The sequence below is a fragment of the Rhodospirillaceae bacterium genome, from assembly GCA_016722635.1.
In the GTDB taxonomy this organism is placed as follows: Bacteria; Pseudomonadota; Alphaproteobacteria; order JAEUKQ01; family JAEUKQ01; genus JAEUKQ01.
In genome coordinates, this window is sequence record JADKIX010000010.1 from 373,374 (window position 1) to 386,347 (window position 12,974).

The 12,974-nt window shown below is 43.0% G+C and carries 11 protein-coding genes and 1 pseudogene; 5 read left to right on the forward strand and 7 right to left on the reverse strand.

Annotation, left to right across the window (positions count from 1 at the left end; translation table 11 throughout):
- The 3 genes from hemA to IPP67_06065 all read left to right on the forward strand — a co-directional run bounded on the left by hemA (position 1) and on the right by IPP67_06065 (position 4,329).
- Positions 1–1,224: a 5-aminolevulinate synthase gene (gene hemA, locus IPP67_06055; protein ID MBL0338728.1), complete on the forward strand. Its 1,224-nt coding sequence runs from the start codon at positions 1–3 to the stop codon at positions 1,222–1,224.
- Between the two features lie 198 nt (positions 1,225–1,422).
- Positions 1,423–2,487 (forward strand): aldo/keto reductase, encoded by a 1,065-nt coding sequence (locus IPP67_06060; protein ID MBL0338729.1) that lies wholly within the window; start codon positions 1,423–1,425, stop codon positions 2,485–2,487.
- A 51-nt stretch (positions 2,488–2,538) separates the two neighbouring features.
- Complete coding sequence (locus IPP67_06065) at positions 2,539–4,329, forward strand: ATP-binding cassette domain-containing protein (GenBank protein ID MBL0338730.1); 1,791 nt, start codon at positions 2,539–2,541, stop codon at positions 4,327–4,329.
- A gap of 15 nt (positions 4,330–4,344) precedes the next feature.
- Here IPP67_06065 and IPP67_06070 read toward each other — a convergent pair whose 3' ends face one another.
- On the reverse strand, positions 4,345–4,641 hold the full coding sequence (locus IPP67_06070) for a hypothetical protein (protein ID MBL0338731.1): 297 nt from the start codon (positions 4,639–4,641) through the stop codon (positions 4,345–4,347).
- A gap of 468 nt (positions 4,642–5,109) precedes the next feature.
- Here IPP67_06070 and efp point away from each other — a divergent pair, with 468 nt between their 5' ends.
- Together efp and IPP67_06080 are read left to right on the forward strand one after the other, a co-directional pair.
- The gene (gene efp, locus IPP67_06075) at positions 5,110–5,682 is read left to right on the forward strand and encodes an elongation factor P (protein MBL0338732.1); all 573 of its coding nucleotides are present in this window, start codon (positions 5,110–5,112) and stop codon (positions 5,680–5,682) included.
- Between the two features lie 41 nt (positions 5,683–5,723).
- Positions 5,724–6,493: pseudogene (locus tag IPP67_06080) on the forward strand (inositol monophosphatase).
- A gap of 720 nt (positions 6,494–7,213) precedes the next feature.
- Here IPP67_06080 and IPP67_06085 read toward each other — a convergent pair.
- From IPP67_06085 to tkt, 6 genes are all read right to left on the reverse strand, one after another.
- On the reverse strand, positions 7,214–7,537 hold the full coding sequence (locus IPP67_06085) for a hypothetical protein (GenBank protein MBL0338733.1): 324 nt from the start codon (positions 7,535–7,537) through the stop codon (positions 7,214–7,216).
- Positions 7,538–7,712: 175 nt separating this feature from the next.
- Positions 7,713–8,345 (reverse strand): thiamine phosphate synthase, encoded by a 633-nt coding sequence (gene thiE / locus IPP67_06090; GenBank protein ID MBL0338734.1) that lies wholly within the window; start codon positions 8,343–8,345, stop codon positions 7,713–7,715.
- Positions 8,346–9,266 (reverse strand): class I fructose-bisphosphate aldolase, encoded by a 921-nt coding sequence (locus tag IPP67_06095; protein ID MBL0338735.1) that lies wholly within the window; start codon positions 9,264–9,266, stop codon positions 8,346–8,348. It lies immediately after the preceding gene.
- Between the two features lie 55 nt (positions 9,267–9,321).
- Positions 9,322–9,729 carry a hypothetical protein gene (locus IPP67_06100; GenBank protein MBL0338736.1) on the reverse strand — a complete coding sequence of 136 codons (408 nt, stop codon included), beginning with the start codon at positions 9,727–9,729 and terminating at the stop codon, positions 9,322–9,324.
- Between the two features lie 57 nt (positions 9,730–9,786).
- The gene (gap, locus tag IPP67_06105; protein ID MBL0338737.1) at positions 9,787–10,797 is read right to left on the reverse strand and encodes a type I glyceraldehyde-3-phosphate dehydrogenase; all 1,011 of its coding nucleotides are present in this window, start codon (positions 10,795–10,797) and stop codon (positions 9,787–9,789) included.
- 12 nt (positions 10,798–10,809) lie between these two features.
- Positions 10,810–12,822 (reverse strand): transketolase, encoded by a 2,013-nt coding sequence (tkt, locus tag IPP67_06110; protein MBL0338738.1) that lies wholly within the window; start codon positions 12,820–12,822, stop codon positions 10,810–10,812.
- Between the last annotated feature and the right edge of the window lie 152 nt (positions 12,823–12,974).

Consider the following 12,974-nt stretch of genomic DNA (forward strand, 5'->3'; position numbering starts at 1 on the left):
ATGTCTTTTAAAATTGAAAAGCTTTTGCAGCAGCAACTGGATCAGTTAAAGTCTGAGGGAAGATACCGGTATTTTGCTAATATTCAGCGCTTATCCGGTCGTTTCCCGCAAGCCCTTTATCGTCCCACGGATCATGAAAAACCCTATGAGGTCACTATCTGGTGCAGCAATGATTATCTCGGCATGGGCCAGCACCCAAAGGTTTTGGAAGCGATGCACGCAGCCCTTGATACCTATGGGGCCGGGGCCGGAGGTACCCGTAATATCTCTGGTACCCATCATTTGCTGGTGGAGTTGGAGCAAGAATTAGCGCTGTTGCACCAGAAACCTGCGGCCCTTTTATTCAGCTCCGGCTATGTATCTAATGAAGCAACCCTTACAACCCTTGCCAAGATGATACCGGATTGTGTGGTATTTTCTGATGAATGTAATCATGCGTCCATGATTGCAGGCATCCGGCATAGTGGTGCGGAGAAACATATCATCAAACACAGTGACCCTGGTCATTTACGTAAATTATTGGGCCAGGTAAAATCAGATCGCTTGAAACTCATTGCCTTAGAGTCCTTATATTCCATGGAAGGGGATATTGCGCCTTTAAAAGATTTTTGCAAGGTTGCTGAAGAATATGAAGCGTTACTTTATTTGGATGAGGTTCATGCCGTTGGCATGTATGGAAGCCAGGGCGGGGGGATATCTGATCGGGATGGGTTAACTTCTTCCTGTACAATCATTGAGGGGACACTCGCCAAGGCTTTTGGATTGATGGGTGGGTATATTACAGGCTCAGCTGGTATGGTGGATTTTATCCGTAGTTTTGCACCGGGTTTTATTTTTACCACTTCCTTGCCCCCGGTGGTTGCCGCGGGCGCACTTGCCAGTATTCGGTTGGTTAAAAAAGACCAACAATTACGCAACCGGCATCAACAACAAGCGGCATTTTTAAAAAAAATGTTAAAAGCATCTGGGATACCTATCATGCCCTCGCCAAGTCATATTGTGCCTGTTATGGTGGGTGACCCCTTACAGTGCCGCCAATTAAGCGAAGCTTTGTTAAAACGGCATGCAATCTACGTGCAACCCATTAATTTTCCAACTGTATCGCGGGGTACCGAAAGATTACGTTTTACCCCCAGCCCTTTACATACAGAAGAAGATATTAAACATCTGGTAAAATCTTTAAGGCTGGAATGGGATAGGCTAGGATTAAAAATAGCAGCATAAAGAAATATTGTTTGAAGTTATAACAACTATTCGTCATTGCTTCTGCCAATTTCTTCGTTGTCCGGTTTTATCTTAGCAATGATAGGCGTTTTTAAGGATTGTTTTTATGGGGATAAAGCCTATCCTGCTTTTGCTTCATGAATTGTTCGGTTTACGGCGAATTCATCTCAAGAATCTATCTGCATAAGAGGACGGAAAATGCTTTATCAAACATTAGGTTCTTCGGGGTTAGTGGTTTCAAAGATTTGTTTAGGCACCATGACATTTGGTCAAGGGCCCATGTTTGGCAATGTCGTCAATTCCATTAACCAGCAAACCGCTAATAAAATGGTTGATATGGCAATTGCCGCGGGGGTTAACTTTTTTGATACGGCTGATGTGTATACGGCAGGCCAGGCGGAAATTTTGTTAGGCCAAGCTTTAAAGGGCAAGCGCCCTCAAGTGATTGTAGCCAGTAAATGTGGGTTTCGCAATGGGCCTGCTATCACCGACAGGGGCCTTTCGCGGCACCATATCAGGCAGGCCGTTCAGGCAAGCTTGAAAAGGTTGGAGACGGATTACCTTGATGTTTTATATTTACACACTCCTGATCCCCTAACCCCGCTTGAGGAAATTGCTGCAACCACTGATGATTTAGTTAAAAATGGTTTGGTGCGTTATGTGGGGATTAGTAACTTTCCGGCCTGGTGGGCGCAAAAATTTTTAAGCACCCAATATCATTACCAATATCAACCTTGCGTCAGTGCCCAAATGTATTATTCTTTGGTTGGGCGGGATATCGAAAATGAATTTATTCCCTTTGTCCGTCATAACAAAATCGGTTTGACCGTGTGGAGCCCTTTGGCTGCAGGCTTTTTAAGCGGACGGTACACGAGGCAAAATCCTCACCCCCAAGATGGGCGGCGCAGTAAAGCTGAATTTCCCGTTGTTGAATATGAGCAAGGTTATCAAGTGATTGATCAACTAAAATTAATTGCCGCGGTCCATCAAATATCAGTTGCAAACGTGGCTTTGGCTTGGATCTTTGCCAAGAAATTTATTACGAGTGTCGTTATTGGGGCTAATCGTTTGGAACAGTTGGAAGATAATTTGCAAGCTTTGAATTTAAAATTATCCACAGCAGAAATGGAAAGATTAGATACTGTTTCTCAACGACCTGAAACTTACCCCGCGAGTTTTTTGAAAATGACCGGGGATCAACAAATGAGAGAAAAACTGGGGGAAGAAAAATGGCAAGAAGCACAGAACATTTTTTTTGCCTAAGGCCCCTTTTGAACAATTTTCTGTTTTTTAAATAACGAACGGTTATCAGCGATGAAATTTAACAAAAGTCTTGATCCTTCATCTCTTAACAAGGGATCAATTAAAAATCTTAAAATGATGAGAAATTTTTTGAAACCTTACCGGTTGGCGATTGTCGGGGCGTTGGTATGCTTGACCTTGGCGGCTGCTACCGTCCTTGGTTTAGGGAAAGGTGTGCAGGCCTTAATTGATTATGGGTTTGTCGCCGGGAAAGAAGCATTTTTAAATGAAGCTTTATTAATCCTGGTCAGTATATCCATCATCCTGGCTTTAACAACTTATGGGCGTTTTTTCCTGGTTTCTTGGATTGGGGAGAGGATTGTTGCAGATGTCAGAGCGGTCATCTACCGTCATATTTTAACATTAAGCGCTGCCTTTTTTGAAAAAACAAAAACCGGGGATATCCTCTCCCGGTTAACCACCGATACCACTTTATTGCAAAGCGTGATTGGTTCAACCATTTCGGTTGCTTTGCGCAATCTGCTTTTATTAATAGGCGGATTTGGGATGTTAGCAGTCACTAGCTTGCGCTTAACCGGATTGGTGGTGGTTGTGGTGCCGGTCGTAATCATACCCATCATATTTTTAGGCAGGCGCGTACGTCATTTATCCAAAGAAAGCCAGAAAAAAATTGGCGATTTAAATATTCATGCCAATGAAACTATCCATGAAATTCGAACAGTACAGGCTTTTACCCATGAAGAAGAAGATAACCAAAAATTCCAACAATTGACCAAAGAAGCTTTTCATACGGCCGTTCGGCGCATTAAATGGCGATCAGCTTTAACAGCAATTGTTATTGCCCTTATTTTTGGTGCCGTTAGTATTGTTTTATGGATTGGTGGACATGCCGTGTTAAAAGGTGATTTAACCACCGGCGAATTATCCGCTTTTGTTTTTTATGCAATTGTTGTTGCGAGCTCAGTAGGTGCTTTAAGTGAGGTCAGCGGTGATTTGCAACGTGCCGCCGGTGCGGCAGAACGTCTGACGGATATACTGGCGATTAAACCGGAAATTGCTTCCCCCTTACATCCCAGATATTTAACTTCCCCTGTCAAAGGAAAGATTTCCTTCGACCATGTCAGTTTTTCTTATCCATCACGCCCAGATGTCTTTGCCCTTAAAGATATCACCATTGAAATTAATCCAGGGGAAAAAGTCGCCTTAGTTGGCCCATCGGGGGCCGGTAAAACAACGGTATTTCAGCTATTATTACGTTTTTATGATCCGTACTTGGGTAAGATTTTAATGGATGATTTAGATATTCGTGATTTAACCACCTATCATTTGCGTCAGCAAATAGGTCTTGTTTCCCAAGATCCCGTGATTTTTGATAGGAGTGTGCTGGAAAATATCCGGTACGGAGCGCCCCAAGCAACAGAGGCTGAAATCCACCAAGCCGCTGAGGCAGCTTTTGCCATGGAATTTATAAAAAAGCTTCCCAAAGGCTTTGAGACGGTTTTGGGTGAACGCGGGGTTAGGTTATCTGGGGGGCAGCGTCAACGTTTGGCAATTGCCCGGGCTTTACTGCGTAACCCAACTTTGCTTTTACTGGATGAAGCGACCAGTTCCTTGGATGCTGAAAGCGAGCAAATGATTCAGCGAGCCCTTGTTGATTTAACCAAGGATCGTACAACTATCATTATTGCCCACCGCTTATCAACGGTCAGGCAGGTTGATCGTATTTTAGTGGTTGATCAAGGAAAAATTGTGACCCAAGGAACGCACACGCAATTACTGCAGCAAGGGGGTTTGTATGCCAGGTTAGCAGCGTTGCAGTTTCAACCGGCTTTAACTCTTTAACGAATAAAATATAACTTATTTAAGCTTTTTTGAGGGTACTGCCTGGATTGGTTGTTCCGTGGGTGATGGTTGGGGATTCTGAGCAATTGTTTGTGCTTGGCAGCAGGTCTGAAAAATAGGTTGAACAGCAGCCCCTTTTGATGAAAATGCCACATTGTTTAATAAGAGATATAAGCCGATAACGCCTCCCCCAAAAACCAATAACCAGAATCCACGCCTACTGGGGGCGGCCCGTTGAACAGGGCTGCCGGTACGGCGACTGATAAATTTTGCTTGCAAGATGGTTGCGGCTGTTCTTTTTTGTTTGGTCATCACTGATCACTCCCATAATCTTAAAATATAATAAGCACAATCGCTGCATGAGTCCAAATTGCCTAATCAATCCCAGCATTTAAAACTCTTCCCCAATATGCTCCACAAATTGATATAAGCAATGAATATATTTTACCGTTAATCTTAGTTTTAGTTTAATGCTATGGATAATAATGCACGCTACGTTTTTATAAAAGTGAGACATGGGGAGTGTCTACTTGCGTGAAAAAATTGTTAATCATTATGGGGTGTTGTCAAGGAAAACCTGCTATTGTTTTTTTTGAGGCCAAACAATTACAGGGGATGTCTTGATTGAAAAATTTGTGCAGGGAAAGAAATTTATTGATAAGCATTTACAAGTTCGGCAGATGTTGATAGGTTGCCCCAATAAGATGCCGTTTGATAAAGGCATGAAAAGCAAATTGAATATATAATTGCCTGATAATAGTTGGAGAGAAGTTAATAAGAATGAAAGTAACAGCCAGTAATATCCGTTTGGGATCATTGATTGAACATCAGGACAAATTGTGGCGCGCTATTAAAATTCATCATTCCCAAAAAGCTCAGGGTGAATCTTATTTGCAAATGGACTTGCGCAATATAAAGAACGGAACGAAATTGAGCGAACGGTTTCGGTGGACCGAAATTGTTGAGCTCGTGAAATTAGATGAAAAGCCTTATCAGTTTCTTTATACAAATGGCACCGATTACACGTTTATGGATACAGAAACCTACGATCAGATTACCGTAAATAAGGATTTAATAGGCGATGGCGCATCGTTCTTACAAGAAGGAATGGTGGTGAATATTCAAATGTATGATGGCGAGACCGTGGGTATCACCTTACCGCAAACTGTCATAATGGAAATTACGGAAGCAGATCCTGTTGTTAAGGGACAAACCGCTTCCTCTTCTTATAAACCAGCCAAATTGGTGAACGGCGTCAGGATTTTGGTTCCACCTCATATTGGCAGTGGGGTCAAGGTCGTTGTCAACACCAGTGACGCAACTTATGTCCGGGTTGCAAAAGATAAAGAATAGGCCCATTTATTTTGGATCATACCCCCACATTATCGCCCTTGATGAATGTTATGGTGCGGGCCGCTTTAAAAGCTGCCCGTGCCTTAAAACGTGATTTTGGCGAAATAGCTCATCTACAAGTATCGGTCAAAGGTCCTGGCGATTTTGTGACTGCGGCTGATCTTAAGGCTGAGGGAATTTTACTTGAAGAGTTAAGTAAAGCTAGACCTGCTTTTGGCTTTTTGAGCGAAGAATCCCCAGAAAAAATTGGCGCTGACCCAGCTTATCGCTGGATTATAGATCCTTTAGATGGCACCAGCAATTTTATGCATGGATTGCCGCATTTTGCCATTTCGTTAGCGTTAGAAAAAGATAAAGAATTGGTGGCGGGCTTAATTTATGACCCGATCAAAGAAGAAATGTTTCGGGCTGAAAAAGGGGGAGGGGCATTTCTAAATGACCAGCGTATTCGTGTTTCCTCCAGAAAAAATTGGAAGAATCGTTGCTTGCCACCTGGCATTCCTTTCCAAAACGCCCCCACCAACCAGAATTTTTATCCCAATTACAAAAACTAATGCCTAAAGTTTCAGGCATTAGGCGGTGGGGGGCGGCAGCGTTAGACCTTGCCTATGTTGCAGCGGGTCGTTTTGAGGGATATTGGGAAAACACTATTTCTGCCTGGGATATTGCGGCAGGTATTGTTATTGTTCGGGAAGCTGGCGGAAAAATCACCGATTTTAACGGCCAACATGATTTTTTTGGCAAAAGGGAAATTTTCGCCAGTAATGGCCATCTCCATACCTCCATATTGCATCTAATCCAGAAAAAATAAATTTATCAGAATAGGGTAGAAGGCTAAAAAATTCTTACAGGGATTTTGGCGGCCTTTACATCTAGCAGTATTTACCTGCTCTCTATCATTTGGTTGCAATAAACCCAAGGCCTACATAACATCCTAACACCTGCCTATGACAAAGGCCATTTTTAGCAGATCGGGGAAGTGTAAGTTTATAAGGATTGCTGGACAGATTATAACGTTAGCGACCTATCGCGCTCCATCATATGTGCATCAATCATAGCGAACTGTTGAGCTGACAAGACTAACCATATCAATGGTATTTTAGAACTTCTGGAATCAGGTAAAACGTTGCTGAAATACCTTAATCTAGGCTAGCCCTGAAATAAATAAGCCAGCAGGGGATAATTAAAAAGTTATCCTGTGTTTTTTGTAATCAAATATAAAGCTTATAAACAGAGATAACCAAAAAATGCTAAACCCATTGAGATAGAGATTTAAATCAAAAATTATCCTGCCGCCGTCGGTGTAAGGGGGACGGCGGCAGCGGACGCTAAAAGCGCCCGTTACCGGGGCTTGGGTTGGGGTGGGTTAGCCCCGGTAACTTGCTGGGGACGAAACCCCAATTATAAAAAACCTATCTCCCCATTGTAATTGGTATTTTCCTAGGAATCAAGAGAACTTATCAAAATTATTTTTTATAAATGAGGTAATTGGGGGTAAAATAACAGGGGTACAGACAGGTAATTTAGGTTGTTATTCCAACGTTATATTTATTCCGGCTGTTATACCCGGCCCTCTTAAAACGATAGTAACCTGATCTCCTTTTTGTAACAAGGGTGGAGGTAAAGATTGCTCAAAACCGGCAGGAATTTTTCTAAAGTTTAAAACGGAGATTTTTTGTGGCTCACGGGCACCAAGTGACCAGCGATGGGTGTAGTCATCGACTTGATAGATTTCGATAGATGTAAATTTAGGGTTTTTGATACAATCACCGTCTTCCATAATTGCTAGGCTTAAAGTTGCCGCACGCTTATCTAAAACCTGTACACAAGCCAGGTCACCTTGACAAGAATTCAAGAATAACCCAACCAATAGAAATGGAAAGCACTTGCTTAAGAAATACATGTGAGAATTATTTGCCTTTAAATGATCGGGGTTAAAATGTATGTTCTCTTAATTAGCTACATAACCAATGATTTATAATGTATTGATGAACCAACATTGTGTAAAAAAAATAAAATTGGCAAGTTGCTTATTTGGATTGGCGGAAGATAAAATTGAATTTTTTTGCGGCATGAACCGCACCCTCCGGGTGATTCCAAAGTCCATTGCTAACGGCTAGAAAATCAGCGCCCGCTTCAATTAACGGTAAACAGTTTTCTGTGGTAATCCCCCCTATCGCAACGCAGGGGGTAGTGGTGGTGAGATGCCAGTCTTTTATCAATTCAAGGGTGGCTTGGCCTTCTGGTTGAGGCTTGGTGGCACTCGGAAAGAAAGCGCCAAAAGCCACATAATCAGCACCGGCCTCTGCGGCTTGATAAGCCAGATCTTTTGAGGCATGGCAGGTGACGCCAATCATTTTATTTGGACCCAACAGCTTTCTACTTTTTGCATAATCCATATCTTTCTGGCCAATATGGACACCATCCGCGTTAAGCTTCTTCGCCAAATCAGGTCGATCATTAATAATAAAAGATGTACCAAAATGATCGGTAATTTTTTTTATTCTCTGGCCGTATACGATAACCATTTCTTCTTGTAATGGTTTTAACCTTAATTGGAGGCAAGCAACCGGAACCGCCTGCAAAATTTGTTCCAAGGTTTTACAAAACGAATCTATTGCCAAATGTGGCGGCGTAATAAGGTAAAGTTGGCTGGTATCCAATTATTTTTTGCCCAAATAGATAGCAATTAAATTTTCGAGTAATTGTAAAGCCTCTTGCCGCGGACGTTGAAAGCAATTGCGGCCGATAATAGAACCGTTGCCGCCGCCATCTAGGATAGCGCGCGCTTCTAACAGTAGAGGATCGCTTTCCTTCGTGGCCCCCCCGGAAAACACAACCAACCGGCGGCCGTTAAAACAGGCCTCGACCACATGGGCAATCCGCTCTGACAAATGTTCATAACGGGCTTGCTGTGGTTGGTACAATTTTTTTGCTTCTTCCTGTTCGATATAATTGCTGGGTATTTTGACTTTAATGATATGTGCGCCCATCAGAGCAGCTACATGGGCCGCATACGCACAAACATCTAAAGCTGTTTCCCCATTTTTTGAAAGGGAAGGGCCACGCGGATATGACCAGATGACAGCTGCTAAACCGCAAGATTTTGCTTCTGCAATGATTTCACGCCCTTCCTCAATCATCTCATATGATTGATCAGCTCCTGGATAGATTGTTAAGCCCACAGCCACACAACCCAATCTTAAAGCATCTTTGACAGTACTGGTAAAAGCCTGATCTTTTATTGTTGTTAAGCTATTTGAACTATTCATCTTTAAAATTAGTGGCAAGGCACCAGCAAAAGTATTGGCGCCCGCTTCTAATAAACCTAATGGGGCTGCAAAAGCGGACAAGCCAGCATCAACCGCTAATTGGAAATGGTAATGCGGGTCATAAGCAGCAGGATTGATCATAAAACTTCGGGCAGGTCCATGCTCAAAACCTTGGTCAACCGGTAAAATAACCAAACGCCCGCTTCCTGCCAAATGGCCATGCATCATGATTTTGGCAATATTGGCTTTTGTGCCGGGGTTATCACTTTCATAATGTCCCAATATTTTTTTAACGGTGGAAGTCATGTACATCTCGGGTTTTTCCTTTTCTTATAAATAATCAAAACCTAGATTCTGCAAAATTCAATTAAGCGCCCATTGAGTTTAAATATTCTTTTATATTTTTATCTGTATTATTGAGGCAAGATATATTTAATATTTCTTGTTCGGGTCGATCATAAAGATCTGCCTGATAAAAAGCCGCAATTTGCTGTAGTTTTTTAAAGACTGTATGCTCTCCTTGAAAGCAAACTTTCTTGATCCCCAAAGACAAAGACTGTTGGACAAGATCGGGGCGATCACCGCAATCCAGGATTGCTTGGATAGGAAACATTATTTTTTCTTGGGCCTGGCGGGTCAAATGAAAAAACCAACTAGGCCCGTGGGTGACAGCGGCATTCTTGGGGCTCCAAAATATGATGCGAGGAAGCAAGGGATGGCATTCTTCAGCAACCAGCATAACATCCGCCAAGGTTTCAAAAGCGATCTGAATCATCCTTTGCTTCGCTATAATGTTAACAAAAACTGGCAATCAAATCCCCATAAAGTCTTATTATTTATTTGCTTTTGCCATAGCGACAGCGGTATCAGACATGCGGTTGGAAAAACCCCATTCATTATCATACCATGCCATGACGCGGACAAACTGGCCGTCAATGACTTGGGTCTGTTTCAAATCAAAAATCGAGCTGGCCGGGTTGTGATTGAAATCGCTGGATACCAGCGGCTGATCATTGGTGATTAAAATACCTTTTAAGGCACCCTTGGAGGCGGCCAGTATGGCTTCGTTGATCTCTTGGACGTTGGTTTTGCGGGTGGGAACGAATTTAAAATCCACCATAGAAACATTGGGTGTGGGCACACGGATAGCGGTGCCATCTAATCTGCCAGCAAGTTCAGGTAATACCAGGCCAACCGCTTTGGCAGCCCCAGTGGTGGTCGGGATAATAGATAAGGCTGCAGCGCGGGCACGATATAAGTCTTTGTGCATCGTATCAAGGACCGGTTGATCGCCGGTGTAACTATGGATAGTGGTCATGTATCCCCGTTCAATACCAACTGCTTGATGTAAGACATAAGCGACAGGTACCAAACAGTTTGTGGTACAGGAGGCATTTGATATTAACGTATGTTTGGCCAAAATCTTATGGTGGTTAATACCGTAAACCACGGTTAAATCCGCATCATTAGAGGGGGCTGAAATCAAAACTTTCTTGGCGCCAGCGGTTAAATGGGCAGAAGCCTTATCACGCGAGGTAAAAATACCGGTGCATTCCATCACCACATCAATATTTAAATTTTTCCAAGGTAGTTTGCTTGGGTCTTTCTCGGCACTGACATGGATCCAATTTCTTCCTGCATGGATAGCATTTTCTTTACTTTCAACTTTGCCAGCAAAAGTTCCATGGACGCTGTCATAACGCAATAAGTGGGCATTGGTTTCGACAGGGCCTAAATCATTAATGGCAATAACCTCGATATCTTGGCGGCCGCTTTCCATAATCGATCTTAAAACCAAGCGGCCAATACGCCCAAATCCATTAATAGCAACCCGAATAGCCATGTTCATTCTTCCTTATTTTTTTGGGATTGTTGATAGTCGTTGCACAATTTTTTCTACCACATTTTCAGCAGTTATTTTAAAATGTTTATAAAGATCGCTGGCAGGGCCTGACGCGCCGAACCCGGACATACCAATAAATATACCATTTTCACCAATATATTTATGCCAGCCAAAATCGGCAGCGGCTTCAATAGCCACTTTCAAAACACCGGATTTTCCTAAAACTTGCTGCTGATAGGAAGCGGGCTGTTCATCAAATAAACGCCAGCAAGGCATCGATACCACGGTGCTGCCGATATTATTTTTTTCCAATTGGTTTTGCACATCCAATGCCACCGATATTTCTGATCCGGTAGATATAAGGGTAATTTGGGAAGGGAGTGGAGATTGCTTCAAAACATATCCGCCGCGTTTAGACAAATTTTCGGCAAAGGGGGATGATCTTACCAAGGGAACAGCTTGCCTTGTCAAAACAATTGCACTGGGCCGATTGGTTTGTTCTAAGGCAATTTCCCAACTTTCTGCTGTTTCAATGCTGTCGGCTGGGCGTAATACCAAGATATTGGGTATAGACCGCAGGCTGGCCAGTTGTTCGATGGGCTGATGGGTAGGGCCGTCTTCCCCTAAACCAATTGAATCATGGGTTAAAACATAAATAACCCTTAATCCCATTAACGCAGATAAACGGATAGCGGGTTTGGCATAATCACTAAATACTAAAAACGTCCCGCCAAACGGGATGATTCCACCATAAAGGGCTAATCCGTTCATCATGGCGGCCATTGCATGTTCGCGGATGCCGTAATGGATATAATGACCGCCGGGGGACTTGGCATCTAAAAGCGATGTGTTTTTAGCTTTTGTATTATTGGATCCTGTTAAATCAGCCGATCCGCCAAGCAATTCCTTTAACAACGGCATCAATGTATCAAGCACTAATTGAGAAGATTGGCGTGTAGCCAATTTGCTGCCGGATGCAGCCATTTGTTGTTTTAATTGCAACAAGGGTTGCTGGATATTGTCGGTTAACTGATGGTTAAGCCGTTGCTGAAACTTTTTTTGCAAAGGATGTTTTGCCAGCATATCCAACCATTTCTTCCGGGTGATTTGATGACGGGAAGCAGCTGTTAGCCATGCTTGCCGGATAGGTTCAGGAATAAAGAAAGCAGGATGATCCCATCCTAATTTTTGCCTTGCCCCCGCGATTTCATCAGCCCCTAAAGGACTGCCGTGGGTGGCGGCAGAACCAGCCTTTTTAGGTGCACCGTACCCAATGATGGTGCGACAGGCAATCAAACTGGGGCGCTGGCTTTGCTGTGCTTGAAGGATTGCTTGGCTAATTTCTTTAGGATTATGGCCATCAATCGATTGCGTGTTCCAGCCGCACGCCTGAAACCGGGTGATTTGATTTTCTGAGGTGCTTAAAGAAGTGGCGCCATCAATTGAAATTTTATTATCGTCAAAAAGCACAATTAATTTATTCAAATTGTAATGAGCAGCAAAGGTAATCGCTTCCTGACTTATTCCTTCCATTAAACAGCCATCGCCAACTATGACATAAGTATGATGGTTTAAAAGGTCGCCACCAAATTCGGCTGATAAATGTTTTTCAGCAAGCGCTATACCAACGGCATTGGCCAACCCTTGCCCTAAAGGGCCAGTAGTGGTTTCAATGCCTGACGCATGCCCATATTCTGGGTGGCCCGCTGTCCGGCTTCCCATTTGACGAAAATTTTTAATTTCATCCAAGGTCATATCCGCATAACCGCATAAATACAAAACCGCATACAACAACATCGATCCATGCCCTGCCGATAAAACAAAACGGTCGCGATTCGGCCAATGAGGGTCTTGGGGGTCGAATTTTAAAAATTGGGTGAACAAAACTGTTGCCACATCTGCCATTCCCATCGGCATCCCCGGATGCCCGCTTTGGGCTTTTTCAACCGCATCCATAGCTAACGCTCGGATGGCATTAGCCATATCTTGATCAGAAACGACGGAAGGCCTGGATCTATGATTCATGGGGACCTTTTAAAAAAAAGATGCAAATATAATCTTGGATCAGAACCGCTCATAAAGAGGCTCAAATATTTCAATCCATTATAAGCTATAAGATACAACCAAAAAATCAACAAAACGTTTGAAAAAGCATAAAAGATTTAATTTCGAAGATA